The following is a 25,754-nucleotide window of genomic DNA, read 5'->3' on the forward strand; positions in this document are numbered from 1 at the left end:
GCTTATGTCTTCGATTTATCTCTTAACACAGAGTTTATGTCGCTTATGTCTGTGTGGTTTTCTAAAAATTGATTTTCTTTCTTTCTCAATTCCATCATCCATCCATTAATAACTGGTTCTGCATCCGCTTTATCCCTCAAAATCGATTGAACTGCTTGAAAAACAGGTGAATGTTGTTTATTAGCATACAGTTCACATTCTTTTTGGAGACGATTTTCCCCTAATACATACGTTATAAATGGCTTCCAATGCGATAAATGAAAATGATCACATGTTTTTTGCAAGAGTGCAGACTCAATCGTTACTACACTTTCCATTATGTCATCCATCGTTTTATGCGCTTTTTGATATAACATTATTTTGTGTTCATTAATTTCTTTAATTCCTTCAGCAAGCGCACGAATTAAAACAATATCACGATTCATAGACAATAAGTAATAATATAACCCGCTATAGTAATCGCCTGCAAGTACTGTTAACTGGCGACGTTTATGCGATTCATTTGCTTCTGCCCCTGCTTTATTTGATACTCTTTCATGTGTATCAAGTGCAATTTGCACAAGCATAATCGTTACTACATAATGCTCAATTTGTTCTATATGTAAATTTGCACCTTTTAAAGCACCATATAACAATGCTATTTTTTCTTCATCAATAAATGGTTCTTCAATATAGTTTATAAAATAAGGATGGCGTAATTTCTCCATCAATTTCTCTCTTATACCCGCATACCCTCCGTAGATGTCACACACAAAAATCACCCTTGTTTTCTAATTCATAAAACTTATTATAACACATACATACTATTTTCTATAACCAAAACTTGGCTACTCTTTCCAAACTTCCATCGAACTAAATAACATCTTCCATTCTTTTTAGTAGTCTTTCTATTCTCACTCTGCCTTGCTAAAACTATATCATTTATTTACATAAAAAAAAAAGAAAAGCAGTTTCCCACTTTTCTTTACTTCGTTTTAATAAAAGATAAAATTTCACTACGTGCTGCAGCATCATTTTCTAGCACACCACGCACTGCTGTTGTTACTGTTTTCGCACCTGGCTTTTTCACACCGCGCATCGTCATACACATATGTTCTGCTTCTACTACTACCATTACACCATGCGGCTCTAGTACTTCCATAATAGAGTTCGCTACTGTTGATGTAATACGTTCTTGCAGTTGTGGACGACGTGCAATTGTATCTACAGTACGAGCTAATTTACTTAACCCTGTCACTTTTCCGCCTTGCGGAATATATGCAACGTGAGCAACTCCATAGAATGGAACTAAATGATGCTCACACATCGAATAAAACGGTATATCTTTTACTAGTACAAGCTCCTCGTGATCTTCTCCGAACACTTTATGCAAATGTTCTTTCGGATCTTCATGCATACCCGAGAACACTTCTGCGTACATTTTTGCAACACGCTTTGGTGTATCAAGTACTCCCTCACGATTTGGGTCATCTCCGATTGCCTCTAAAATAAGGCGTACTGCATGTTCAATTTGTTCTAAATTAACTTTTGCCATCCGCTAGCCCTCCCGAAAACCTAAAAGTGATACGAACACATTCTAGCATATTTATGTTTTTAAAAGCAAAAAGAAGAGTTCCCCAAAAGGAAACTCTTCTTCCCTGTTAATATGTAAGGATTATTTAACCGCATCTTTTAACGCTTTACCAGGTTTGAATGCAGGTACTTTACTTGCAGCGATTTCAATCTCCTCACCTGTTTGTGGGTTACGACCTTTACGAGCCGCACGCTCACGAACTTCGAAGTTACCGAATCCGATCAGTTGTACTTTATCACCTTGTTTTAAAGCTTCTAAGATAGAATCAAAAACAGCGTCTACTGCTTTTGTTGCGTCCTTTTTAGAAAGGGAACTTGCTTCTGCAACAGCATTGATTAAATCTGTCTTGTTCATGCCATTCACCTCCTCCCAAAGATAAGACTGTATAATGATCATAAAATGAGTCTTACTTTCATTTGTAGGCAATTTTTGCAAATTCTATACTACAAAGATGTAGATAAATCATTATCAACGCCTATATTATACGATTCTCCTTTATAATTCAATATTTTTAAGGAAATTGTTACTCTTAAAATGTGAAAATCTGATGAAACTTGACAATTTACAACAATATATTAGATAATGACTGTTTATTTTTCTATTTCATAAGCAAAAATCAAAAAAATCCCTCTACGATGAGAGGGATTTTTTTCTTATAATATAATCGCAATTAATCCGCCAGATCCTTCATTAATAATTCTTTCTAGTGTTTCTTTTAATTTATATCTCGCATTTTCTGGCATTAAAGATAGTTTCGCTTGAATGCCTTCTCGCACAATAGAGCTAAGCGAACGTCCGAATATATCAGAATTCCAAATTGATAATGGGTCATCTTCAAAATCTTGCATTAAATAACGAACTAGTTCTTCACTTTGCTTTTCAGTACCAATGATTGGCTCAAACGTTGACTCCACATCTACTTTAATCATATGAATAGATGGAGCTACAGCTTTTAATTTCACACCAAACCTTGAACCGTGACGAATAATTTCTGGCTCATCTAAGCTCATGTCAGCTAACGCAGGCGCCGCTACACCATATCCTGTTTGCTTTACCATACGTAGGGCATCCGCCACTTGATCATATTCTATTTTCGCATGAGATAAATCGAGCATAAGCTTCAATAAATGATCTTTCCCTCGAATTTCTACTCCTACTACTTCTTTTAAAATCTGATCGTACAATTCATCTGGTGCATATAAATCAATCTCTGCTACGCCTTGCCCCATGTCAATGCCAGCTAGGCTCGCTCGATCAATAAATTCATACTGACTAAACTGCCAAACGACGCGGTCCACATCACGAAGACGTTTTATATCCTTCACAGTCTCTTGAACAGCTTCTTGATAACTTCGGCGTAACCAATGCCCTTCATTTAACACCATTACCCAGCTCGGAAGGTTAACATTCACTTCTAAAACCGGGAACTCAAATAACGCCTCTCGCAGCACATTGTACACATCTGTTTCCCTTAAACTTTCTACACTCATCGCAATGACTGGGATATCATATTCTTCAGATAAACTTTGGCGCAATTGCTCTGTATCTGGATGATACGGCTGTACAGTGTTGATGATCATAATGAAAGGTTTTCCGACTTCTTTTAACTCATTTACTACGCGTTCTTCTGCCTCTATATAATCTCTTCTTGGAATTTCACCAATCGTTCCATCTGTTGTAATGACAACACCAATTGTTGAATGTTCTTGAATTACTTTACGTGTTCCGATTTCTGCAGCTTCATGGAATGGAATAGGCTCTTCATACCAAGGAGTATTAATCATGCGCGGGCCATTCTCATCTTCATAACCTTTTGCTCCTGGAACCGTATATCCGACGCAATCTACCAATCGAATATTCACTTCAAGGCCTTCATCTACTTCGATAGAAACCGCTTGGTTTGGAACAAACTTCGGTTCCGTCGTCATGATTGTACGACCAGCAGCACTTTGAGGCAGTTCATCCTGCGCCCTTTGACGGTCAGACTCATTCTCAATATTAGGAATAACTACAAGTTCCATAAATTTTTTAATGAATGTTGATTTCCCTGTTCGAACAGCTCCTACAACTCCAAAATAAATATCACCGCCTGTGCGTTCCGCAATATCTTTAAAAATATCTACCTTTTCCAAGTGATTCCCTCCCTCAATATTTTTGGGAATAATTCCACATTTATAGTCAACTAATACCTTCTCTAACGTTGCCTATAATATCTGATATAATATAATGGTATTCTAGAAGTTCGGACAATATATCATATAATTTTGTCCAATTTCATATGACTATTAAAAAATATCTTTTGTTTGCATCGTAAGTTGTGTAACATAAAAAACCTTTCTTCTAGAACTTATTCACTAAAAGAAAGGTTCATGACTTATGATTTTAAAAAAATTGGTTCTCCATTCTTTACCGTATACGGTAAAGAATACGCAGGTACAAATGGAGAGTCTTTCGAAAGTATATTCCGAATATCTTCCCCCTCCTTAAATTGCCCTTCATTTTTTTTCAACGCTTCATATAAGTCGATTCTATAATCAACATAAATTTCTCCCTTTTCATTGATTACAAAAGGAAGTCCTTTACCAGAATACGGACTTGTCACTTGTGGTACCTCTTTATATCCTAGTTTTTTGAAATCTAATTCATACACACCATCTGAAATTACCTTTTTAAAAGGCGGATATTGATGTTCATCCCGATACATCCTAAGCTTTAATGATAATTCCTGAATTTGTTCAGCCATCCTAACATCAATTAACTTTACTGTCGGGTTTGTTTCAACGTCTATTAATACGTATTGATATACACCTCCACTTTCATACGCATTCCCTGGCGCTTCTTGTATGTAACGCGGAGCAATCTTTTGAAAATCAATTGGATACTTTTGATAAATAGGTGTACTCATATCCCGCGTCTTAATTGGCAATATCCCATCATTTTGCTCCTTAAATGTCACAACAGCTTTTTGAACAACCTGCAGCTGATCTTCATAAGGAACCGCATTTTGCTTCATATTTTCTTTCGGGTACAGACATCCTGTTAAAAAGCTCATACAACAAAATATTAAAATAATATGTACTTTTTTCACTAGCAATCACCTTTTTCATACTAATATAACTTGCTCTGTATGTTACATTTCCGAGTCCATTCCCTTTACTGCTGTACAGGTCCACTAAATACAACAAGAAAAATAACAATTCCTGACACAATCATAAGGGTGTAGGCTACTAATGCTGTAATCCCTTTCAAAAATTTATTCTTTATTTTATATCTGCTTAGTAAAATAAAACTTACTGCAAAAAACATAAATCCAATTGCACCTAAAGCAAACCACATTTTTATAAGCCCTTCCGACATATACACACCCCTTTTTATTAATCTATTTTTATACTATTTTAACAAATTAAAATCTTTAAACAAATAAAAAAGAACATTTTACTACGAATTTGCGCATATGTAACTTTAATCAACAGGATTTCCACATTTTCCATTAATGTATATAAAAATAAAAACCGAAGCGAGTGTATCCCTCGCTTCGGTTGACCAAATATGCCCAAAACAGCTCTATTCCCATACTTTCATGGCTATCATATGCAATCTACAAACTCTTTGTTTCTCATATTTTATTTTTTAAACATTTTGCTTAACGAGCCAAAATCTGCTGGCATATTATTGTTAATAATCGCTTTTACAATTTGATCCTCTTGTTCTTTCGGCACTTCACGTCCTGCCATAAGAGCCACTTGATGAATCAATTGACGAAGTACAGTTTCATCACGTAAATTCGCATTTTGTACAGATGATGCTAATTTAAAAATATCTTCTTTATTCACTTTCGCTTCTTTTTCAATGTTATTAAAAATGTTATTATCCATTCTTTTCACCCTCTCCTCAAGTTACTCTTCATCCTATGCAAAAAATAAAAAAATGGTGAAAAGACCCAAAAAAATAAAAAGCGACAGAAGTACAAATGTACTTCTGTCGCTTTTCTTTAAAGCAAGTCAGGTATAGCTTCCACTTCATGTTTTCGAACACGTCCCATTAATGAGCCTACCGCATCTTTTACGTTATTCCCATTGAACAGTACGTCATATAAAGCAGCTGTAATCGGCATTTCAACTTCCATTTTCTCTGCTAATTCATGAGCAGCTTTCGTTGTTCTTACACCTTCTACAACCATACCCATACTTTCTAACACTTCTTCTAAAGAGTGTCCTTTTCCAAGCATATTTCCAGCGCGCCAATTGCGGCTATGAACACTTGTACAAGTTACAATTAAGTCTCCCATACCAGTTAAACCAGCAAACGTTAACGGATTTCCGCCCATTTTTCTTCCTAAACGAGCAATCTCCGTTAAACCACGTGTCATTAATGCCGCTTTCGCATTATCACCTAATCCAAGTCCATCAGTTATTCCAGCAGCTAATGCGATAATATTTTTTAACGCACCGCCAAGCTCAACCCCAACGATATCTGGATTTGTGTATACACGGAAGTAGCTATTCATAAACAAGTCTTGTACGTCCTCAGCCGCTTCCATACGCTTCGCTGCAGACGTAACAGTTGTCGCTTGACGTAAACCAACTTCTTCAGCATGACTCGGTCCAGACAGTACAACAACATCTTTAATCAAGCTCTCTGGAATTTCTTCCTCAATCACTTCCGAAATACGTTTTGACGTACCAGGTTCAATTCCTTTACTTGCATGAATCCAAGTAGTTGGACCCGCTATATATTTCTTCATATCTTGCAATACTTCTCTATACGCTTTCGTTGGTACTACAAGAAGTACTACATTTACATCTACTAATGCTTCTTCTAAAGAAGAGTAGGCTACGATTGTGCTTGGCAATGTAATTCCTGGAAGGTATCGACTATTCTCATGTTTTGTATTAATCTCATCCATAAGTTCAGAACGATTTCCCCAAATACGTACATCATGTCCATTGTCAGCTAATACCATCGCTAACGCTGTTCCCCAGCTACCTGCTCCAACTACTGTGATTTTTGTCATAAAATCACATCCTCTCCATTAGTCTCTTGCTCTAGCGATAATGTGAATCGGCGTCCCTACAAAGCCAAATGATTCACGTAAACGATTCTTTAAGAAGCGCTCATATGAGAAGTGCAATAATTCTGGATCGTTTACAAACACAACAAATGTTGGTGGTTTTACTGCAACTTGTGTTGCATAGAAAATCTTCAGGCGGCTACCGTTATGCGTTGGCGTTGGATTCATCGCTACCGCATCCATAATTACATCATTTAATACATTCGTTTGAATACGGATACTATGGCTTTCATTTACTTCATCGATAACCGGTATTAACGTTTGTGTACGTTTTCTCGTTTTCGCAGATAAGAACACAATCGGTGCATACTCTAAAAATTGGAAGTGAGCACGGATATTTTCTTCAAATGCTTTCATTGTTTTCTCATCTTTTTTCACTGCGTCCCATTTGTTTACAACGATAACAACAGCTCGCCCTGAATCATGAGCATATCCAGCGATTTTTTTATCTTGTTCAATAATTCCTTCTTCACCGTCTAAAACGACTAAAACAACGTCAGAACGTTCAATCGCTCTTAGTGCACGAAGTACACTATACTTTTCTGTACTTTCATACACTTTCCCTTTTTTACGCATACCAGCTGTATCGATAATTACATAATCTTTTCCGTCTTTGCTATATGGTGTATCGACAGCATCACGAGTTGTTCCTGCTACATTACTAACAATTACACGCTCTTGCCCAAGAAGAGCATTTACAAGTGATGATTTCCCTACGTTTGGACGTCCAATTAAAGAGAAACGAATTGTATCTTCATCATATCCGTCTTCTTCAATCTTTGGAAAATGCTGTGCAGCTTCGTCTAATAAATCACCTAATCCTAATCCGTGTGTACCTGAAATTGGGAATGGCTCGCCAAATCCTAATGCATAGAAGTCATAAATGTCACTGCGCATCTCTGGATTGTCTACTTTATTTACTGCAAGTACAACTGGTTTATTTGAACGATATAAAATTTTTGCAACTTCTTCATCCGCTGCTGTTACACCGTCACGACCATTTGTCATAAAAATGATAACATCTGCTTCATCAATCGCTACTTCAGCTTGTTGACGAATTTGTGTCAAAAATGGCTCGTCTCCAATATCAATTCCACCTGTATCAATAATGTTAAATTCATGATTTAACCAATCTCCAGCGCTATAAATACGATCGCGCGTTACACCTGGAATATCTTCTACGATTGAAACTCTCTCTCCAACAATTCTATTGAAAATAGTAGATTTCCCTACGTTCGGGCGGCCTACTATTGCTATTACTGGTTTCGGCATATACTTTCATCCTTTCAACTTACATCTGTTTATTATGTAAAAAACCCTTCTTTGTGCAAGAAGGGATTTGCATTCCAGAATATTTCTCAACGTATCAAAACACCTCACATTATAACACACGTTGCTAATGTTTCACAATAATATATACATTCTCTTGTAAGCGATGCGCAATACCATCTAAAATTGCCTCTAAATTATTTGCAACAAATTCTAATTCCTCTGTCGATTCACAAGTAAACAAAGGGGCACCCCCAGCAAATTTCTCCGGGGTCGTTGTAATAACTGCAAGAATGACACTTTCTAACATCATCTCTTATCTCCCCTTCCTTTCGGGGCTTCCGATGACATATGAACAGCACTTTCTAACGTCGGCACATTCCCTATGACACCTATCGCTTTCTCTGCATCTTGATCTTGTGGCAAGACAAAAATCCCAACCCTACCATCTTCTAAATCACGCTTTGCTAACGGTACAAGCGCCGGCGTACCAGAATCTCTATAAATCCCTAAAGCAACAGACACATCATGTAAAATAGCTTGCCTTTGTCCTAAGTTTGAGATTGTCACCATCGCATCAATTGATTTCGGCCTTAAAATAAAGCCCATCCCATATTTCATAATTTCCTCTTGTCTTGCTGGCAATCCAATATTCATAATATAAATATTATCAATGTACAGCCCCGCTCCCTCAAAACGAAGTGGAACATGCTCAATATCAACAAGATCATGTAACCTCTTACCAGACATTAATTTTTTCGCGATAAAAAATGAGATTATAGCCATAATTACTCCAGCAATCCATGAACGGAACCCTATATACGCAAACGTCGTTGCAAACGACGTTAACATCGACAAATAGTTACGACTTTCAAAAACTAATGCAATTCCTTCAATGTATGTATTTCCACGCGGTACGAGCTCATATCCATCTAATTGTTGAAGTGTATTTCTTTCCATATTTCGCACATCACGAAACTGTGTTGCTGCTAACGTAAGAAACGTAATGGCAGAAAAATCTTTTTTCAAAATAGACGGAATCGCAATCGCTCCTAAAGCCGCTGCAATTAATCCCATCGCAATGTGAATAATTTTCCCGTGGAGCCTCGTTGGATATTGCCGCGTATCTGTCCGGAGCATTAGCACTCTCGTTACTGTCCCCGCTATTACGCCGCATAAAATGGCCGGTGTATATTCAGTCATGTATTACCCTCGCCTTTCTTTTACGTGTTTTCCTCTTGAACTGTTCCATGTATATTGATGCTTTTGCAATCCAAAACAAAATTGCCATGAACAATGTAGAAACGGCGACGATATCAAAAAAAGATAAACTACCGTAATCGTAAGGAAAATGTAGCTTCCGAAAAATAAGTGTCACAAACAACTCTCCCTGTAACATTCCTATATAAAGAGAACATAATCGTAATATGCGATCCTCATGTAATAACACCGATGCATACACAAGAGCACTACTTAACAAAAACAACCTGTCCACCACAATCCAAATTGGATCATATACTTCTAACAAATGAAAACTTGTATATAACATTGCAATAATAAGTGCCGAAAGTAAGCTGTATAATTTTTTCCAAATAGAATATAGTGCGATTCCTATAAAAGCAACAACAGAAAGTAAAAGTGCATTTACTGATACCGTGAATGAAGCAACCGTTACATGTAACGGAGAGCAAATAATAAAAATCAATATACAAGCGCTTATCTTCCACCGGATAGAATCCTTTTTCATAAAAAAAGTTACGACAATCCACCCTATCCAAGCTACAAAATAAAAAGTACTCCCTTCCATCATTTCACCTCCTATGTTTTCCATTATGGGAACTTTTTATGAAAGTTAATCCTCTTTCTTCGCGCATAGTTTTTTCATATAACAGCAACACTTTTAATAAGGAGGTGCTATTCATTATGGGTAAAGATCGTCAAGAACGAAAACTAAGAGAATCACGCCGCGTTGAATCTGACCGTGATCAATCACTACAATATCCGGGTGCTACTGGGCTTGATACACCAGAGCAAGCTCGCAAGCAGAATCAGCACTAATGAATACAAAAGACGGTTTCGATATTGTACGAAACCGTCTTTTACATAATTATTTTAATGATTTTTATTTATATCAAAATAATATTTCATATACGAATCTTCCGTTGATTAATTTTTCCCTCCACTTATTTTCCTTGGCAAAATTAACCCCTATCCAATAATCCAGTAGCACATTATCTACATTTTCCAGTCGCAACTTTTACAAGGTAATATTTATATATCTCAATAATTTTATTTAATTTTTATTTTGATAGAATATTAATTTCATTCCTCACTTTATAGTACTAAAAAAGAACAGCAAATAAAAAAACCAACCAAACGGTTGATTTTTTATCTTCTACTATAATGAACCGTATCAATCCCACGCTGCATTAACCAATGATACGTTTCGCCCTTTACAACAAGAGGTACAGATTGTAACTCTTCTATCGTCTTCGCCCCAAGAGCGGTCATAATAAATTTCAAATCTGTATGTAACAGATCAATTTCATCCACTAACTTCTCGATACCATCTTGCATTAAAATGCGTAAAAAATATCCAGCAAAAGCAGTTGTATTCGCCCCTAATGCGATTGCCTTCGCTACGTCAAGCGCTGTTTGTATGCCCCCAGATGCAATAAAAGAGAGGTTATTATTTGTAGAGGTTGCTTCAATAATCGAGGTAGCTGTTTGTATGCCCCAGTTATTAAAATAAGAAAGCATTCGTTGTCTTCTTTCATTTTCAACTGCAGCAAAATTCGTACCACCTTGTCCACCAATATCAATTGCCGTTACACCTATACTCACTAACTGCTGTACAGTTTCCTTGCTCATCCCAAATCCAACTTCTTTTACAATGACAGGAACTTTACTATTTAAAACAATTTTCTCAATACGCTGAAGTACACCAGTAAAGTCACGGTCTCCTTCTGGCATCGTTAACTCTTGTATGACATTCAAATGAATTTGTAGCGCATTTGCTTCAATCATATCAACCGCACGCTCTGCCTGTTCGATAGTTGCCTCACTACCTAAATTAGCAAAGAAAATACCATTTGGGTTTACCTTTCTGATAATCTTATAAGAAGCAGCCTCACTTTCATCTTTTAACGCCGCCATTTGCGAACCTACAGCCATAGCAAGATTATGATGTTTCGCTACATATGCTAATTGCTCATTAATATGTAACGTTTTCTCTCCTCCACCACCAGTCATCGCATTGATAAAAATCGGCGAACTTAGTGAAAGTTCGCCGATTTTTGTTTCACATGTTATTGTGTCATAACTTGAATTTGGCAATCCTTGATGCACAAAATCAATATCATGAAAGCCATGCGTACGAGACTGACCTGTAGAAAGAGCGTATTCAATATGATCTAATTTACGTTTTGCCCTTGCCACTTGTACCCCTCTTTATTTCTTTAATTTTTTCAGTTGTTCACCAATAATATCACTTAATTGGAAAGTAGCAGAATCAGCATTTGGTTCATACTGACTGTAATCTTCAATTACATTATTTTCCTCAATCGCTTCTTTTATACTTAAAGAAATACGTTTCTCTGCTACATGGACTTCCAGCACTTTCACTTTTACTTCTTGTCCCATTTCCAATACTTCATTTGGATTTTTCACATGACGATTTGCAATTTGAGATACATGCACAAGACCTTCAACGCCAGGTAAAATTTCAACGAATGCGCCGAATGTAACAAGACGTTTTACTACTCCCTCACGAATATCTCCAGCTTTTACTTCGCCAGCAACATTTTCCCAAGGGCCCGGTTGAGCTGCTTTAATTGATAAAGAAATACGCTGTGTATCAGCATCAACAGATAATACCTTTACCTTTACCTTTTGACCTTGCTCTAATACTTCAGAAGGTTGTTCTACACGTTCGTGTGAAATTTGTGAAATATGAACTAAACCGTCCACACCACCAACGTTAACGAAAGCACCAAAGTTCGTTAATCGTTGTACTGTTCCTTCAACAACGTCGCCTTCTTTTAATGAAGAAATTGCTTCTTTCTTCTTAGAATCTAGTTCTAATTCTACTACTGCTTTATGCGAAAGAATTACACGATTTTTTTCGCGGTCTAATTCAACAATTTTCACGGCTAATGTTTTGCCTTTATAGTCAGTAAAATCTTCTACATAATGTACTTCCACAAGTGAAGCCGGGATAAAACCACGAACACCAAGGTCCACAACTAATCCACCATTCACGATATCTTTTACAGTAACATCAAATACATGACCAGAAGTAAATTTCTCTTGTAATTCTACCCATGCTTTTTCTGCATCAACAGCACGCTTAGATAAGACAAGATCATCTTCTTCTAATTTAATAATTTTTAATTCTAGTATTTGATCTAATTCTACAACATCGCTTGCTTTTTCAATATGAACGTTAGCTAATTCACTAATTGGAATTACGCCATCTGTTTTGTATCCAACATTTACAAGCACTTGTTTCTCTTCAACTTTCGTTACAGAACCTGTAACAACGTCACCAACTTGTAATTCTTTTGAATCCATAACTTCTTCATTCATTTTCTCTACCATGGAAATACCTCCCTACAGAATTGACAAAGCATTTTTTATGTATATACGAAATGAAAACAAATGTTTTCATTTGCATGTTTAAGAATTTATCATCACATACTCAGTTTTCATACATTTCACTAGAAAATATATTAAACCTATATAAATAGTATACAGCAAAATCATCTTGAAGAAAGTATGTTTTGAAATATAATAGCGAATATATTCTGAAAGTTTTATCCTTCTTTTACTAACTTCTTACAAATCCGATCATTTGTCAAGGAAAGAGACTCACAATTCACGTATCCTTTACATTTCTATATAAACAAAAAAAGAAAGAGGTTATCCCCTTTCTTTATTTCGCAAAAACTCCTGAAACAATACTCATAATTTTTTGGACAACTTCTTCAATTGATAAAGAAGTTGTATCTAATTCCAATGCATCATCAGCTTTTTTCAGAGGAGAAACTTCGCGTTCTGAATCTAATTTATCACGCTGAGCAATTTCTTCTTTTAACTGCTCTAAATTAGAATCGAAACCTTTATTTGTATTTTCTAAATGTCTTCTTTCTGCTCTTTCTTCAACAGAAGCAAGCATAAAGATCTTCACTTCGGCATCTGGTAACACATGTGTACCAATATCACGGCCATCCATTACAACGCCGCCTTTTTCCGCTAACTCTTGTTGACGACGTACCATTTCTTCACGAACAAGGCGATGTTTCGCCACAATAGATACTCGATTCGTCACCTCAGGTGTACGAATTACTTCAGAAACATCTTGTCCATTTAAAAATACAAGTTGTGTATTTTCTCCTTGTTGAAACTCAATATTCACATTCTTTACAACTTCCATTAACTTCTCTTCATTTTCAATGTCCACTTTTTGCTCAAGGGCTGCATATGTAATCGCACGATACATTGCGCCTGTATCAATATAAACGTAAGAAAGTTTCTTTGCCACAACTTTTGCAACCGTACTTTTTCCAGCAGCTGCTGGACCATCTATAGCAATTGAAATTCGTTTATCCATTGTAACACCTCATTTTTTCACTTATAAAACAAAACGAAAAGCAGGTATTCTCCTGCTTCTTCTCATTTGCTTCACGTCATTAAATCCTCAATTATTGTAGCATAATCCTTACTAGAAGAAAATGAAAACTACCTATTCACCTGTAAGATTTCTGTTTTGTTTTTTACCATGACACCTTCATAATAAACAATTTTAGATAAATATTTCACTGATGACTTATGTATAAATAACAATTGCACAACACAAAGACAAATGAATTGTATTATTAATATACGAATAAAAATTCTCTCCATCTTTTTCAACGTAAATGCTCCCTCCTATACTATATTTACACATTTCGTTTCATGATTTTATACATCGTACATATAGCAGTTAATTTTATTGTCATTTTCGAGGCATACTTTTATACATTTCCATTGTCGAATTTACTCAAAACATGTTATGTTCTAAATGTATTTTTTTACTTGAAAGGGGTATAAGCATTGAAAAGAATCCTAGTTTTACACACAGGTGGAACAATTGCAATGGAGGAAGATAAAGAAACTGGGGTCGTACAACCAGGTGAAAAAAATCCTCTTTTAAAATTCATTCCTGATTTAGAAGGCGATGTTGATTTAATCGTTGAAGATGTGTTCCATCTACCATCTCCTCATATGACACCGAGCGAAATGTTACAATTACAAGTCATCATTGATGAAAGAGTAAAACAAGACAACATTCATGGCGTAGTCATTACGCATGGTACGGATACATTAGAAGAAACAGCCTATTTCTTAGATTTAACAGTGCAAGCAACTATTCCGATCGTTGTGACTGGCGCAATGCGTTCTAGTAATGAATTAGGTGCTGATGGTCTATATAACTTCTTATCGGCTGTAAAAGTCGCTAGCTGTAGTGAAGCTGCAGAAAAAGGTGTTCTAGTTGTATTAAACGACGAAATTCATTGCGCTACAAATGTAACGAAAACACATACAAGTAATGTAGCAACATTCCAGAGTCCACAGTATGGACCAATTGGTATGGTAACAAAGCGCGGTGTTGTATTCCATCACGCTTTAGTACATCACGAAACATATTCAGTAAATAAAATTTCTAAAAACGTAGTTGTTCTAAAAGCATACGCTGGTATGGACGATACATTGTTAGCAGCAATTGAAAACCTTCCAGTAGACGGGATTGTCATTGAAGCACTCGGGCAAGGTAATTTACCTCCAAGAACACTTCCTAGTATAGAACGATTAATAAACAAAGGAATTCCTGTCGTATTAGTTTCTCGCTGTTTCAACGGCATCGTTCAAGATGTATATTCATATGAAGGCGGCGGCAAACAATTAAAAGATATGGGTATTGTATTCACATACGGTTTAAATGCCCAAAAAGCACGTATTAAATTATTAGTTGCATTAGAAAATACAAATTCTCATGAAACAATCCAAAATATGTTTATGCACGATTAAAAAAGAAGCTGTCGAAGTTTATTTCGACAGCTTCTTTTTACATTTCTCTTGTTGCAATGGTTTGCGCAATCGCATCTCCATGAAATCGACCGTTCTCAATAAATATTTCATTTGCATTATTTCCAGCAGCAATTACACCTGCAATGAAAATATTTTCAGCGTTCGTTTCCAATGTATCCTCTGCATAAATTGGACGTCCTGTTTCTTCATCAATCCGAACACCCATTTTCGTTAAGAAACTATGATTAGGATGGTAACCAGTCATCGCAAATACAAAATCATTTTGGATTGTATATGCCTCGCCATCAACTGTATACGTTAATGTATGTTCAGTAATTTCTTTCACATGAGCCTGGAAATGCATTTGAATTGTGCCGTTTCGTACTAATGCCTCAAACTCCGGCAAAATCCACGGCTTTATGCTTGGTGAATACTCACTTCCGCGATATAAAACTGTTACACGCGCACCAGCTTTAACAAGTTCTAGTGCGGCATCTACACTCGAATTTTTCCCACCTATAACGACTACATCCCGATCAAAATAAGGATGTCCCTCTTTAAAATAGTGAGCTACTTTCTTCAATTCCTCACCTGGAACATTCATATAATTCGGATTGTCATAATATCCAGTTGCTACAACAATATATTTCGCTATATATACTTCTTTACTTCCGTCACGCTTTGTCGTCTCAACCTGAAAAACTTCTCCATCTTTTTGAACTTTTTCCACTCGTTCAAAAGCATTTACACGTACAGATTTACGCTTTACTACTTCACGATAATACGCAAGCGCTTGATTTCGAACTGGCTTACGATTTTCTGTAATAAAAGCTACTTCACCAATTTCTAATTTTTCACTAGAAGAGAAAAATGTTTGATGAGTTGGATAATTATAAATCGCATTTACAATGTTTCCTTTTTCAATTACTAACGGATTTACCCCTACCTTTTGCAACGAAATCGCCGCTGCTAATCCGCATGGACCGCCTCCGATAATAATAACTGCTTCTTTTTGCATACTCTGTTCACTCCTAGTCTTCTACCTCTGCACTATTTATAAAAACAAGAAAAAACCTACTTACAGCAGTAGGCACCTATCTATATTGTATTCATTTTTCATATATTTGTCATCTAAACGAAACGTACATCCGATAGACATCTGCTAAAAACTGCTGAAATCTAATACCTTGTTTCCCTAATACATTTTCAGGATCAATCTTTCTAGCTGGGTCAAGTGTTTTATGTGATACGATATCCTTTTTCGGATTCAAGCCGAAGTTTTGACACAAGTACGCATGATACCACGTAAAACGAGTATACGCTTCCCAAAAGTTAACATCACCGCCATAACAAAGTTCCACTCCAATGGCAGCCTTATTGGCATCATAACCATATAAGTCATTATCGGCCGGCACACCATATCGAACATGATAGGCAACTTCATTTATAGGAATAATTTCTAATATCGTTTTGTCATCTATAAATGTATGTGCCGAGGCTTTCGGTTGTATCTCATTAAAATAATCCCGATTGCCTATCGCATTGCTACCAGGATTCCCCGTATCATGACTTACAATAAACCTTACTTTAGAAAGAGGAATTCCCGGTCGTGAACTTCCATATCCAATATAGTTACGCTCTATAGGAAACATCGCCATTACTACCAACTCCCGCTTCAGAAGATTACTTTACTTCCTTATATATGTATTCGGTAGCAATGTCCTTATAGCATATTTCTTACGCGAAGAGAAAATCGAAAATATTTGATGTGAACACCATAAATAGTAAAATACTTACAGCAACTCCATAAAAACCGTAAAACCAAACACAATCTTCTTTCGTATCTAAACCGAAAAATTTATTTACTGATTGCAATAATGTGCCGCGCTTACTTTGTTTGTTTCTTAATACTTCCACTCGTTCTACAACATCTGCTGGCATCATAAATCTTTGGTCTACTGTCATTTTCATCATTTATCTCTCCTTAAAATCATTTCCGTTTTGTTTATCTAAGGAGAGTATAGCACGTTTGTTCGTGTAGAACAAGCGTTCTTTTTATTTTTATTTTATTTTTCAGCCAACCAGGTAAGAATCGAGATTACGAAGGCTATAATCGGTCCTACTACAACTGCACCAAATATTAAAAACAATAGCCCTTCTCCAAACACCCGAACGCTACTTGTTTTTTGGACTTTCATCGTTCTTGCGAGTTCTCCCTCTAGCCTCTTCACCTTTTCTTCTAATTGTTCTACTCGTTCCATCATTTCATTTTCCATATACAACACCTCACACTAATACTTCAACAAAAAAACGTGATTCCCTCGAAAGGAATCACGTTTTCTCACAATATAATATTTATACCCAACCTCTGAAGCGACTTGCCTCAGCCATTTTACGAACACCGACCATATACGCTGCTAAGCGCATGTTCACTTTACGAACTTGTGCTGTTTCATAAATAGAATCAAATGATCTTACCATTACTTTTTCTAAACGTTGTTCTACTTCTTCTTCAGTCCAGTAGTAACCTTGGTTATTTTGTACCCACTCGAAGTAAGATACCGTTACACCACCAGCACTTGCTAATACGTCTGGAACAAGTAAAATTCCGCGATCTGTTAAAATTTTAGTTGCTTCTAATGTTGTCGGACCGTTTGCAGCTTCAACAACGATTTTTGCTTTAATATTATTAGCATTTTCTTCTGTAATTTGGTTCTCAATTGCAGCTGGAACTAAAATATCGCAATCAAGTTCTAACAATTCTTTGTTTGAAATTGTATTATTAAATAGTTTTGTTACTGTACCGAAGCTATCACGACGGTCTAATAAATAATCAATATCTAATCCGTTTGGATCATGCAATGCACCGTAAGCATCTGAGATTGCAATAACTTTCGCGCCTGCATCATGCATAAATTTAGCTAAGAAGCTACCAGCATTACCGAATCCTTGAACAACAACGCGCGCACCTTTAATATCAATGTCGCGTTTTTTTGCAGCTTCGCGAATACAAATTGTTACACCTTTCGCCGTTGCTGTTTCACGTCCATGTGATCCACCTAATACAAGTGGCTTACCTGTAATAAATCCTGGTGAATTAAATTCATCAATACGGCTATATTCATCCATCATCCATGCCATAATTTGAGAGTTTGTGAATACATCTGGAGCTGGAATATCTTTCGTCGGTCCTACGATTTGGCTAATTGCTCGTACATAACCGCGGCTTAATCTTTCTAACTCACGGAATGACATTTCACGCGGGTCACAGATAATTCCACCTTTACCTCCACCGTATGGTAAATCAACAATACCACATTTTAAACTCATCCAGATTGAAAGTGCTTTCACTTCGTTTTCTGTTACATTCGGATGGAAGCGAATTCCACCTTTCGTTGGACCAACAGCATCATTATGTTGTGCACGATATCCTGTAAATATTTTAACAGTCCCGTCATCCATACGAACTGGTATTTTCACTGTCATCATACGAATTGGTTCTTTTAATAATTCATATACTTCGTTTGGATAACCCAATTTTTCTAATGCTTCACTAATAACAATTTGTGTCGAATTCAATAGTTCAAAATGTTGTTCCCTTTGTTGTTGTGTTTTTGTTTGAGTTCCCTTTTCGGCTACCATAGTAAGTAAACCCCCTGTAATTTCACTTGTTTAGTAAACCTTCATTGCCTAGTATACACCGTTAAATTTGGAATGCAATAGAAAACGCTAACAAATATATACAAACTATTTTCTGTTGCAAGCGTTTTCACTATCATTATAGTCCTTTTATTGCTTTTAGAAAAGTAAAATACTTAAATATTTAAATATTTTTTATTTCACTTACATACAGCGCCTTGAAAAGATATATTTAAATACAATAAAGAATGCTCAAGTATTTATGATTCACTCTATACCATGAGTCGTTTTGAAATTTTCAGACCCATACTTTTAGTTTTTCCAAATAAAAAAACAAAACCTTAGCCATGTTATATTAGCTAAGGTTTTGTTTTTTTACAAAGTAATGGTGTATTTGTTCAATTGCTTGAGAAGCCATTAATTCTTTACCGTACTCCATTAAACGATAAATAGTTGCTGTAGACGGATTACCATATTCCGCTAAAATAGCTATAAAATCTGCCTTCAGTAATTGAACTTGCTCCTCTTCTTCCATCCAAAGATAGAAACGCCCATCCCACGTATATAGCTTTCCGCCAGTTACATCAAGGTTATATAAACGATTCGACAGGTTAATTACGTCATCTAGTGTAGCAAACTCATAAAGTATATGCTCGCTTTCATCTAGAGTCACTTGCATTTCAATAAACTCGTCACGGAACTCATCATCTGTATCCACATCTTGATGTTCTTTCGTTACAATTACGACCATTCCTTGCGCTTGTAGAGAAAATACTTCAACTGCAATCGGACCATCCGCTTCAAATCCTAGTTCCTTATTTGCTTCTTGCATCATATCACGAAATAATTGCTGAACTTTCGGTGCATTTCTCCACAAATCTTCTTTCGTTAATCCTCGTTCAGATAAATCATCAAATGTTAAGAAAATTTTTATCTTATTGTAATTTAATCGTTCCAGCCTCATCTCATACCCTCCCTGCGCAACCAGTGAATATAATTTTTATTATATGAAATAGAAAATAGATGGTTCTTTTCGAACAACTATTCTAACATTTTTAACCAATCATCCCATTCTTCTTTCGTATCACCAATTAAGCTTGTTTGAATGTTCAACTGATCTCGAGCACCTATTTTTCCTATAAACCCAGCAGAAAGGTTCTCACTTTTTTCTTGCAACAAACTCAAGTAATTCATCGCATTCTTAAGTTCTCTTCCGTCATCAAAAGAGACTACTACATATGTAGGCTGTATTTGCTCAACAGCTAACAAAATACTATCTTCTGCTAAGTTTGACCTAATATATATCACCTCATATCCTTTTAAGCGTAAATACGTTGAGAAAACAAATCCTTTCAACATATTATTTTCTAACACAACAACTTTGTGTATAGAAGAAAACGATGATGCATTATGATACACCATTCCTAGACGAGTTTGTAAAAATGATACGACATATTGGAATTGCACCATTGTAACTTCATTATTATTTTTTAACGTTAACAATTTATTTGTCACTTGAAGAATCATACTTGCTATAACTTTTTCTGTTGCATAAATACTAAAAGCCTCGTTTAACAATGCAGAAGTTGTAATTTCATCAAATTTTAACAAAGCTTGTAGTAAATCGTCCACTAAAACAACTTCTTTATCGTAATGTATTTCTTTTTGAACATTACTCTGCAAACGATTCCCTTCTAATAATTGAACTGCTTGTCCAATCATCATACCAGAAGAAACTTTGTCCATTAACCATTTCAAAATTTGAATATGCTCTTCTGTATATAATCGATGCCCCGCATGATTCCGCTTTGGGGCAATAATTTGATATCGTCTTTCCCACGCACGAAGCGTACTCGGCTGAACTCCAATTATATTCGAAACAGCTTTTATGTTATATTTTCCGTTTAGAGTTGGCATCATTTCCCTCCGCATAACGTAATAATATGTGTTTGAGCAGGTGCTCGAAAGCGAAGTGGAATCAGCGTCGTTCCATATCCATTACTAACAAAAAGAGTCACATTGGAATGCTTATATACGCCACCTTTTAAATATTTTTTAGACGGGAATAATCGAATCTGTCCTCCATGTGTATGCCCACTTAACACAAGTGAAATTTGTTCTTTTCCAGACATTTTATTTAATATGTCAGGGTTGTGGCTAATTAATATACGAAAACCATCTTCTTTACAATCAGCCAACGCTAAATCTAAACGATCTCGTTTCAAACCAACATCATCTACACCAAGCAAACAAATTTTCTCTCCTAATTCAGACTCAAATATAACTCTTGTATTATCTAAAACTTTCACATTATTTTCTAATAACAAAGCATCTAATTCGTGATATTCAATCTCATAATCATTATTTCCCCATACAAAATATACAGGAGCTATCTCTCTTAACTTTTGTATATTTGCAGAGATTTTTGATAAAGGGACACCTCTTTCCGCTAAATCACCACCAATAATTACAAGATCTACTTTTCCTTTTACTTGTTCAATTAACGTACTTGGAATGACTCTTCTATGAATATCAGAAATAAAAAACACCTTTACTTTTTGAAAACTTTTCGGAAATTCTTCAAATATTAAAGTATGTTCTAACACAGTATTACGCATTGCTTCTGTATACATTACAAGAAGAAATATAATACCAATACATATGAGAGTACTTAATAAGATAATCCATATCATATATTTTTTACTCCCTTCCTCATAAAGATAATCCTCAGTTTTTATAACAAGTATTTTACTAGCTCTCCTGCTTTGCGGACTTATCTTTTATCGGAATTTTTATTTCTTGACCCACACTCACTTTATCTTCTTGTAAATCATTATACTTTTTAATCACTTCGATCCCAGTTTCATCTGAAAAATATTGCTTCGCTATACTTTCTAAAGTTTCTCCCTCTTTCACCGTATGCGTTACTACTTTCTCAGATGGTGACTCAGATTTAGCTGAATCAAAGAAAATGACCTCAAATGCACTTTTTCCAGCGTTATTACCATCACTTTTCACTTGAATATATTTATCTGTATACCATAAGATACTAATTGGTAGTAATATGAATAGAAATGTTAAAACTCGGACGAAAATATGATTCATTTTAAACTTTTGTTTTTTCTCTTTATTTCTATGAATTTCACTACGCGGCGGTAAACCTTCTTTTTCTTCTACTCGCTCAACTTCTAATTCCTCTTCAAAATCAGGAATTCGTTTTCTCATGTTGTTCACCACCACCTTCCATTTATTTTCTTAATTGGAGTCCCATTATAAAATCAACAAGAAAGTGTGCAAAGATTGTTATAAACAAATTTCCTGTCCATTCAAATACATAACCAAAGACAAAACTAATGAAACAGACGAAACAAAACAAAAATGGCTTTTTTATATACCGAATATGTAACACTGCAAATACTAAACTCGCTATTACAATTCCAAAGTGCGTCTGCACTACACCTCTAAATAAAAATTCTTCTGCAAAACCGATAATGAACGTAATAGCGAGTAGATGCATAACTGACATTCCTTGAAACATCCTATCGTTAATACCACCATCATCAAACCAAGACTCTGGAAATACTCGCATTGCAACATAATCTAATAACACAATACCAATTGCTAATAAGCCACCTATTATAAGTATAGACACCGGTTCCCATTTCCACAGACTATACACCGATTTTATATCTCGGAATAATATATACGCTAGTAAACAGCCGATACCGATAATAATGAACTGTGTGATATACAGATTCAGCCTTATTTCTTTCGGACTCATATCTTCAATATTATGCCTTTGAATGTTCATCATTCCCCCATCTTTTCTAGACCGAAAAGCTTTTGTAACTCTGTTTCCCAATTATAGTCGAAATCCGATTGTTGCGCTTGTCTTTTTTTATAATCTGTTTTTGTAATACTACAATAGTCACAGCAATTTTTTAACTCGTTCTCTTTTCTATAACCGAACTGTTGCAGCAAATATTCACGTCTACATCCTTTCACTTGTATCCATGATTTCATGTTTTCTAGCTCACTATATTTATTACGCAGCCTTATTTCTACTTCAGCTATTAATCTGTTCATAATTTCATCTGACAAGCTCTCCAATTTTAATTTTCGCTGTTGTATGATTCCAAGCTGTTCGAGATGATAGCGGATGAAACGCCAATATTGTTCATTAAATCTTGCTGCATTATAACAAATTTCTTCTACCTCTTCTATTGGTAATTCTTTCGTTTGAAACATTCTTTCTTGTAGTAAAGAAAATAAAAATTGTATTTGCGACTGACGTGGCAATTCATCTTCAATTATTGAAATTGGCAAATCGTGATCTAACGGACTACATAGTAAGATAGCTATACTCGGTTCACCATCTCTTCCAGCCCTTCCAATTTCTTGTAAATAAGAAGCTATATTAGTCGGATAATGGAAATGAATAATATATCTCGTATTCGACTTATTTACTCCCATACCAAAAGCACTTGTGCATATTACAAGCTGCAACTGGTCATTCATAAATTGCTGTTGAATTAACATACGCTCTTCATGTTCCATACCGCCATGATAAAAAGCGACACCTGTCACGCCTTTTCCTCTTAAATATTCCGTCAAACGTTCTGTCCACGCTCTGCTTGAACAATATACAATCCCTGGCCCTTGTAAATACATCACCTGGTCCAAAAGCGCTTCTTTCTTCTCTTCTATCGTCTCCACAAATTGTACTTCCATTGCAATATTTGGACGATCAATAGAGTATACATGCTGCGCAACATTCTTTAAACTCAAACTCTCTGCTATATCTCGAAGTACATCTTTCGTCGCTGTTGCCGTTAATGCTAGCACCGCAGGAGACCCGATATTCTCAATGACTACATTTAGTTTTTTATAGTCTGGTCTAAAATCATAACCCCATTGCGAAATACAATGAGCCTCATCCACAACAAATAATGAAATATGAACTTTCTTCAATTCTCTTATTAACAATTCCGACTGCAACATCTCTGGTGAAACAAAAATAAATTTATATGAAGCTAATTTTTTCATCGCTTCTCTTTTTTCATATACTGTCCGAAAACTATTAAATGCTATCACTCGGTTTTTCACAACATACTTTAATTGTGTAACCTGATCTTCCATCAAAGATAATAATGGTGATACAACAAGCACGGTTCCTTCTTGTATTAGCCCTGGAAGTTGATAGCACATAGACTTCCCTCTTCCAGTCGGAAGCATCGCTATAACATCTTTTCCTTCCAATAAATCTGTAATTACCCCTTTTTGACCTGGACGAAATTCAGAATATCCAAACCACCTATATAAATATTCCTCAAGTTTCATTTATACCCTCCATCCGTGCCAATACAAGACGGACCTCAAAATAGGAGATATCTTCTCCAACCGCTTGTTTCAACTCACGCAACTTACGTGTTTGTAATGCATCAATTACTTTTGTTACTTTATCTATTTTGTCTTTTTCCATAAACATCTCGATAGAAAAATCTTTCTCTCGCAATGCAATTTCAACAAAATGATCTTCTATCGTTGCAACCTTTAAATTTCTAATTGTCGCTATTTCATCTAAAGAGCGCCCTTGTCTCCAAAAATTATATGTTTTTTTCGTTGATAAACTAAATAGTTCAGCTCTCTCATTTGGATAAGAAATAATCTCAGCTAATAGCGGAAATTCATTTTCTTTATCACGAACTTCTTGTATAAGGAAGTGAATTGTACCCCAAAATAAAAAGTACACCCTGAATATATCTTGTTTCGTAATTTCCGCTAATTGCTGCAATGTATAACCGATACGTTTATATCCTGTTAATCGATATGTTACAATCGTCGCTTCTATCGCATTACCTTTTCCTAGAAGATTATGTATTTCTCCCCATAATCTTTTTGCCAATTCACTTCGCCTATACGGTATACCTGTTAAAAAGCGTTTTACCCACACCATTATTTCTGTATCTTGTTGAATAGGAATAAACTTCGTATTATTCTGTTGTAAATTAGATATAGTTTGAATAATTAATGATAATCTTTTCCAAAATGTTTCACCTAATTCACCATAGTGCAAACCATGTAAATGCGCTGGAAAAGCATACACTTCCTCCCATGTATGTAACTGCATTTTACCTTTAGATGTTAACAAATATGTATTTTCATGTATTTCTTGAATCAAATCTGCTTGCAACAACTTTGCAACTTCACGATCATATTCAGTTCTATTTAACGATTTATATATTCCAAACAAAAAAGAAATTCGGAACATATTTCCATCTTGTAACGTTTGCGAAGAACGTTTTCCCTTTAATAAATAATAAATAGAAGAAACGGTCCTTTCACCATTCAATTGTTTTAAACAATACAATAAAGTATATTGTAGTTGCATTACCGCTTCCACCTTTCAATCTAACTTAATTGCTTTTTTGTATGATTACAACGTCTACCGTTACTGATTAAACTTATCATATCGGCAATATATACTTGTATATATTCTATTGTACCAAACGAAATAACATTTACGTATTTTGAAAATCTTATGACATAATTCAAAAATTAGTTGACACTCTAATTGATAAGCATTATCATTATAATTTTATGTTGAAAAGTTTTAAAAACCGTTTTACAATAAGATTATAATTTTTATGGCGAGCTTTTCACATACATATTATCAGGAGGGAAAAAAGATGGCAAAATATACAATCGTTGATAAAGATACTTGTATCGCATGTGGTGCTTGCGGCGCTGCTGCACCAGACATTTATGATTATGATGATGAAGGTATTGCATTTGTAACGTTAGACGATAACCAAGGTATCGTTGAAATTCCAGATGTATTAGTTGAAGATATGATGGATGCATTCGAAGGTTGTCCAACTGACTCAATTAAAGTTGCTGACGAATCATTCGACGGCGATGCTTTAAAATTCGAATAGTCTTTTATTAACTTCAAAAAATACCCCTCATTAATTAGAGGGGTATTTTTTGTTTTTTTTATTTTCATTCTCCTTAATAAAAAACCATTAGTAGTTCCATACTACTAATGGTTTTATTTTACCCCGCTATTTGCCAGGCCGTAAGACCCCCACCTCAAAATTCAACGAAAACAAAGAAGTTAGGTGAAGGTCGGGC

Annotated in this window: 31 protein-coding genes; 3 read left to right on the forward strand and 28 right to left on the reverse strand. The window is 35.5% G+C overall.

Annotation, left to right across the window (positions count from 1 at the left end; translation table 11 throughout):
* Positions 1-2 precede the first annotated feature (2 nt).
* From ACUN28_RS21820 to ACUN28_RS21875, 12 genes are all read right to left on the reverse strand, one after another.
* Positions 3-752, reverse strand: a complete 750-nt coding sequence (locus tag ACUN28_RS21820) for a heptaprenyl diphosphate synthase component 1 (RefSeq protein WP_016088643.1) — start codon at positions 750-752, stop codon at positions 3-5.
* Between the two features lie 212 nt (positions 753-964).
* Positions 965-1,534 (reverse strand): GTP cyclohydrolase I FolE, encoded by a 570-nt coding sequence (folE, locus tag ACUN28_RS21825; protein ID WP_001151482.1) that lies wholly within the window; start codon positions 1,532-1,534, stop codon positions 965-967.
* A gap of 120 nt (positions 1,535-1,654) precedes the next feature.
* Positions 1,655-1,927 (reverse strand): HU family DNA-binding protein, encoded by a 273-nt coding sequence (locus ACUN28_RS21830; RefSeq protein ID WP_001043860.1) that lies wholly within the window; start codon positions 1,925-1,927, stop codon positions 1,655-1,657.
* Between the two features lie 299 nt (positions 1,928-2,226).
* Entirely contained in the window at positions 2,227-3,705 is a 1,479-nt protein-coding gene (gene spoIVA / locus ACUN28_RS21835; protein ID WP_016082263.1) for a stage IV sporulation protein A, read from the reverse strand.
* 242 nt (positions 3,706-3,947) lie between these two features.
* Positions 3,948-4,661 (reverse strand): hypothetical protein, encoded by a 714-nt coding sequence (locus ACUN28_RS21840; RefSeq protein WP_016088644.1) that lies wholly within the window; start codon positions 4,659-4,661, stop codon positions 3,948-3,950.
* A gap of 65 nt (positions 4,662-4,726) precedes the next feature.
* Entirely contained in the window at positions 4,727-4,930 is a 204-nt protein-coding gene (locus ACUN28_RS21845; RefSeq protein WP_001288995.1) for a DUF2768 domain-containing protein, read from the reverse strand.
* Between the two features lie 266 nt (positions 4,931-5,196).
* On the reverse strand, positions 5,197-5,448 hold the full coding sequence (locus ACUN28_RS21850; protein ID WP_000369753.1) for a stage VI sporulation protein F: 252 nt from the start codon (positions 5,446-5,448) through the stop codon (positions 5,197-5,199).
* Between the two features lie 116 nt (positions 5,449-5,564).
* Positions 5,565-6,587, reverse strand: a complete 1,023-nt coding sequence (locus ACUN28_RS21855; protein ID WP_016088645.1) for an NAD(P)H-dependent glycerol-3-phosphate dehydrogenase — start codon at positions 6,585-6,587, stop codon at positions 5,565-5,567.
* An 18-nt stretch (positions 6,588-6,605) separates the two neighbouring features.
* Positions 6,606-7,916, reverse strand: coding sequence for a ribosome biogenesis GTPase Der (der, locus tag ACUN28_RS21860; protein WP_001125891.1), 1,311 nt, complete (start codon positions 7,914-7,916; stop codon positions 6,606-6,608).
* 124 nt (positions 7,917-8,040) lie between these two features.
* Positions 8,041-8,226 (reverse strand): capping complex subunit for YIEGIA, encoded by a 186-nt coding sequence (locus ACUN28_RS21865; RefSeq protein WP_000979054.1) that lies wholly within the window; start codon positions 8,224-8,226, stop codon positions 8,041-8,043.
* On the reverse strand, positions 8,223-9,116 hold the full coding sequence (locus ACUN28_RS21870) for a YIEGIA family protein (protein ID WP_016088646.1): 894 nt from the start codon (positions 9,114-9,116) through the stop codon (positions 8,223-8,225). The genes ACUN28_RS21865 and ACUN28_RS21870 overlap by 4 nt, the downstream gene beginning before the upstream one ends.
* Entirely contained in the window at positions 9,109-9,720 is a 612-nt protein-coding gene (locus ACUN28_RS21875; RefSeq protein WP_016088647.1) for a YphA family membrane protein, read from the reverse strand. Before ACUN28_RS21875 ends, ACUN28_RS21870 begins: the two co-directional genes overlap by 8 nt.
* Positions 9,721-9,836: 116 nt before the next feature.
* Here ACUN28_RS21875 and ACUN28_RS21880 point away from each other — a divergent pair, with 116 nt between their 5' ends.
* Positions 9,837-9,971, forward strand: a complete 135-nt coding sequence (locus ACUN28_RS21880; RefSeq protein WP_000513900.1) for a YpzI family protein — start codon at positions 9,837-9,839, stop codon at positions 9,969-9,971.
* Between the two features lie 330 nt (positions 9,972-10,301).
* Here the strand turns inward: ACUN28_RS21880 and ACUN28_RS21885 are convergent, their stop codons facing one another.
* The 4 genes from ACUN28_RS21885 to ACUN28_RS21900 all read right to left on the reverse strand — a co-directional run bounded on the left by ACUN28_RS21885 (position 10,302) and on the right by ACUN28_RS21900 (position 13,826).
* Positions 10,302-11,351 carry a type 2 isopentenyl-diphosphate Delta-isomerase gene (locus ACUN28_RS21885; protein WP_016088648.1) on the reverse strand — a complete coding sequence of 350 codons (1,050 nt, stop codon included), beginning with the start codon at positions 11,349-11,351 and terminating at the stop codon, positions 10,302-10,304.
* A 12-nt stretch (positions 11,352-11,363) separates the two neighbouring features.
* Positions 11,364-12,512 (reverse strand): 30S ribosomal protein S1, encoded by a 1,149-nt coding sequence (rpsA, locus tag ACUN28_RS21890; protein ID WP_016088649.1) that lies wholly within the window; start codon positions 12,510-12,512, stop codon positions 11,364-11,366.
* 334 nt (positions 12,513-12,846) lie between these two features.
* The gene (gene cmk / locus ACUN28_RS21895) at positions 12,847-13,524 is read right to left on the reverse strand and encodes a (d)CMP kinase (RefSeq protein ID WP_016088650.1); all 678 of its coding nucleotides are present in this window, start codon (positions 13,522-13,524) and stop codon (positions 12,847-12,849) included.
* A gap of 128 nt (positions 13,525-13,652) precedes the next feature.
* Positions 13,653-13,826, reverse strand: coding sequence for a YpfB family protein (locus tag ACUN28_RS21900; RefSeq protein ID WP_080118036.1), 174 nt, complete (start codon positions 13,824-13,826; stop codon positions 13,653-13,655).
* 180 nt (positions 13,827-14,006) lie between these two features.
* On the opposite strand from ACUN28_RS21900, the gene ansA reads away from it, so the two are divergent.
* On the forward strand, positions 14,007-14,981 hold the full coding sequence (gene ansA, locus ACUN28_RS21905) for an asparaginase (RefSeq protein WP_080118037.1): 975 nt from the start codon (positions 14,007-14,009) through the stop codon (positions 14,979-14,981).
* Between the two features lie 37 nt (positions 14,982-15,018).
* Here ansA and ACUN28_RS21910 read toward each other — a convergent pair whose 3' ends face one another.
* The 12 genes from ACUN28_RS21910 to ACUN28_RS21965 all read right to left on the reverse strand — a co-directional run bounded on the left by ACUN28_RS21910 (position 15,019) and on the right by ACUN28_RS21965 (position 25,011).
* The gene (locus tag ACUN28_RS21910) at positions 15,019-15,999 is read right to left on the reverse strand and encodes a YpdA family putative bacillithiol disulfide reductase (RefSeq protein WP_016088652.1); all 981 of its coding nucleotides are present in this window, start codon (positions 15,997-15,999) and stop codon (positions 15,019-15,021) included.
* 109 nt (positions 16,000-16,108) lie between these two features.
* Entirely contained in the window at positions 16,109-16,639 is a 531-nt protein-coding gene (locus ACUN28_RS21915; RefSeq protein ID WP_016088653.1) for a peptidoglycan recognition protein family protein, read from the reverse strand.
* 79 nt (positions 16,640-16,718) lie between these two features.
* Positions 16,719-16,955, reverse strand: coding sequence for a DUF3961 domain-containing protein (locus tag ACUN28_RS21920; RefSeq protein WP_001983018.1), 237 nt, complete (start codon positions 16,953-16,955; stop codon positions 16,719-16,721).
* Between the two features lie 92 nt (positions 16,956-17,047).
* Positions 17,048-17,257: a hypothetical protein gene (locus ACUN28_RS21925; protein ID WP_016088654.1), complete on the reverse strand. Its 210-nt coding sequence runs from the start codon at positions 17,255-17,257 to the stop codon at positions 17,048-17,050.
* 79 nt (positions 17,258-17,336) lie between these two features.
* On the reverse strand, positions 17,337-18,623 hold the full coding sequence (gudB, locus tag ACUN28_RS21930; protein WP_000225171.1) for an NAD-specific glutamate dehydrogenase: 1,287 nt from the start codon (positions 18,621-18,623) through the stop codon (positions 17,337-17,339).
* A 352-nt stretch (positions 18,624-18,975) separates the two neighbouring features.
* A complete protein-coding gene (locus ACUN28_RS21935) occupies positions 18,976-19,584 on the reverse strand; it encodes a genetic competence negative regulator (protein ID WP_016088655.1) in 609 nt (202 codons plus the stop codon).
* Between the two features lie 77 nt (positions 19,585-19,661).
* Positions 19,662-20,537, reverse strand: coding sequence for a MerR family transcriptional regulator (locus tag ACUN28_RS21940; RefSeq protein WP_016088656.1), 876 nt, complete (start codon positions 20,535-20,537; stop codon positions 19,662-19,664).
* Positions 20,537-21,313 (reverse strand): metallophosphoesterase, encoded by a 777-nt coding sequence (locus tag ACUN28_RS21945; protein WP_016088657.1) that lies wholly within the window; start codon positions 21,311-21,313, stop codon positions 20,537-20,539. The genes ACUN28_RS21940 and ACUN28_RS21945 overlap by 1 nt, the downstream gene beginning before the upstream one ends.
* Positions 21,314-21,371: 58 nt before the next feature.
* Complete coding sequence (locus ACUN28_RS21950; protein ID WP_016088658.1) at positions 21,372-21,845, reverse strand: LysM peptidoglycan-binding domain-containing protein; 474 nt, start codon at positions 21,843-21,845, stop codon at positions 21,372-21,374.
* Positions 21,846-21,867: 22 nt separating this feature from the next.
* Complete coding sequence (locus tag ACUN28_RS21955) at positions 21,868-22,431, reverse strand: CPBP family intramembrane glutamic endopeptidase (protein WP_033660049.1); 564 nt, start codon at positions 22,429-22,431, stop codon at positions 21,868-21,870.
* Positions 22,431-23,960 (reverse strand): RecQ family ATP-dependent DNA helicase, encoded by a 1,530-nt coding sequence (locus tag ACUN28_RS21960; protein WP_016088660.1) that lies wholly within the window; start codon positions 23,958-23,960, stop codon positions 22,431-22,433. Before ACUN28_RS21960 ends, ACUN28_RS21955 begins: the two co-directional genes overlap by 1 nt.
* Positions 23,950-25,011 (reverse strand): helix-turn-helix domain-containing protein, encoded by a 1,062-nt coding sequence (locus tag ACUN28_RS21965; protein WP_016088661.1) that lies wholly within the window; start codon positions 25,009-25,011, stop codon positions 23,950-23,952. The genes ACUN28_RS21960 and ACUN28_RS21965 overlap by 11 nt, the downstream gene beginning before the upstream one ends.
* A gap of 298 nt (positions 25,012-25,309) precedes the next feature.
* Between ACUN28_RS21965 and ACUN28_RS21970 the strand changes: the two genes are divergently transcribed.
* Positions 25,310-25,558 (forward strand): ferredoxin, encoded by a 249-nt coding sequence (locus ACUN28_RS21970; RefSeq protein WP_002171129.1) that lies wholly within the window; start codon positions 25,310-25,312, stop codon positions 25,556-25,558.
* Positions 25,559-25,754 lie beyond the last annotated feature (196 nt).

The organism is Bacillus sp. WC2507, assembly GCF_052656125.1.

What these genes read in the sequence shown, in the direction of transcription:
- folE (WP_001151482.1), bottom strand. Translation starts at nt 1,534, where the DNA reads ATGGCAAAAGTTAATTTAGAACAAATTGAACATGCAGTACGCCTTATT.
- ACUN28_RS21830 (WP_001043860.1), bottom strand. Translation starts at nt 1,927, where the DNA reads ATGAACAAGACAGATTTAATCAATGCTGTTGCAGAAGCAAGTTCCCTT.
- ACUN28_RS21845 (WP_001288995.1), bottom strand. Translation starts at nt 4,930, where the DNA reads ATGTCGGAAGGGCTTATAAAAATGTGGTTTGCTTTAGGTGCAATTGGA.
- ACUN28_RS21850 (WP_000369753.1), bottom strand. Translation starts at nt 5,448, where the DNA reads ATGGATAATAACATTTTTAATAACATTGAAAAAGAAGCGAAAGTGAAT.
- ACUN28_RS21855 (WP_016088645.1), bottom strand. Translation starts at nt 6,587, where the DNA reads ATGACAAAAATCACAGTAGTTGGAGCAGGTAGCTGGGGAACAGCGTTA.
- der (WP_001125891.1), bottom strand. Translation starts at nt 7,916, where the DNA reads ATGCCGAAACCAGTAATAGCAATAGTAGGCCGCCCGAACGTAGGGAAA.
- ACUN28_RS21865 (WP_000979054.1), bottom strand. Translation starts at nt 8,226, where the DNA reads ATGATGTTAGAAAGTGTCATTCTTGCAGTTATTACAACGACCCCGGAG.
- ACUN28_RS21870 (WP_016088646.1), bottom strand. Translation starts at nt 9,116, where the DNA reads ATGACTGAATATACACCGGCCATTTTATGCGGCGTAATAGCGGGGACA.
- ACUN28_RS21875 (WP_016088647.1), bottom strand. Translation starts at nt 9,720, where the DNA reads ATGGAAGGGAGTACTTTTTATTTTGTAGCTTGGATAGGGTGGATTGTC.
- ACUN28_RS21880 (WP_000513900.1), top strand. Translation starts at nt 9,837, where the DNA reads ATGGGTAAAGATCGTCAAGAACGAAAACTAAGAGAATCACGCCGCGTT.
- rpsA (WP_016088649.1), bottom strand. Translation starts at nt 12,512, where the DNA reads ATGGTAGAGAAAATGAATGAAGAAGTTATGGATTCAAAAGAATTACAA.
- cmk (WP_016088650.1), bottom strand. Translation starts at nt 13,524, where the DNA reads ATGGATAAACGAATTTCAATTGCTATAGATGGTCCAGCAGCTGCTGGA.
- ACUN28_RS21910 (WP_016088652.1), bottom strand. Translation starts at nt 15,999, where the DNA reads ATGCAAAAAGAAGCAGTTATTATTATCGGAGGCGGTCCATGCGGATTA.
- ACUN28_RS21915 (WP_016088653.1), bottom strand. Translation starts at nt 16,639, where the DNA reads ATGGCGATGTTTCCTATAGAGCGTAACTATATTGGATATGGAAGTTCA.
- ACUN28_RS21920 (WP_001983018.1), bottom strand. Translation starts at nt 16,955, where the DNA reads ATGATGAAAATGACAGTAGACCAAAGATTTATGATGCCAGCAGATGTT.
- ACUN28_RS21925 (WP_016088654.1), bottom strand. Translation starts at nt 17,257, where the DNA reads ATGGAAAATGAAATGATGGAACGAGTAGAACAATTAGAAGAAAAGGTG.
- gudB (WP_000225171.1), bottom strand. Translation starts at nt 18,623, where the DNA reads ATGGTAGCCGAAAAGGGAACTCAAACAAAAACACAACAACAAAGGGAA.
- ACUN28_RS21935 (WP_016088655.1), bottom strand. Translation starts at nt 19,584, where the DNA reads ATGAGGCTGGAACGATTAAATTACAATAAGATAAAAATTTTCTTAACA.
- ACUN28_RS21940 (WP_016088656.1), bottom strand. Translation starts at nt 20,537, where the DNA reads ATGCCAACTCTAAACGGAAAATATAACATAAAAGCTGTTTCGAATATA.
- ACUN28_RS21945 (WP_016088657.1), bottom strand. Translation starts at nt 21,313, where the DNA reads ATGATATGGATTATCTTATTAAGTACTCTCATATGTATTGGTATTATA.
- ACUN28_RS21950 (WP_016088658.1), bottom strand. Translation starts at nt 21,845, where the DNA reads ATGAGAAAACGAATTCCTGATTTTGAAGAGGAATTAGAAGTTGAGCGA.
- ACUN28_RS21955 (WP_033660049.1), bottom strand. Translation starts at nt 22,431, where the DNA reads ATGAACATTCAAAGGCATAATATTGAAGATATGAGTCCGAAAGAAATA.
- ACUN28_RS21960 (WP_016088660.1), bottom strand. Translation starts at nt 23,960, where the DNA reads ATGAAACTTGAGGAATATTTATATAGGTGGTTTGGATATTCTGAATTT.
- ACUN28_RS21965 (WP_016088661.1), bottom strand. Translation starts at nt 25,011, where the DNA reads ATGCAACTACAATATACTTTATTGTATTGTTTAAAACAATTGAATGGT.
- ACUN28_RS21970 (WP_002171129.1), top strand. Translation starts at nt 25,310, where the DNA reads ATGGCAAAATATACAATCGTTGATAAAGATACTTGTATCGCATGTGGT.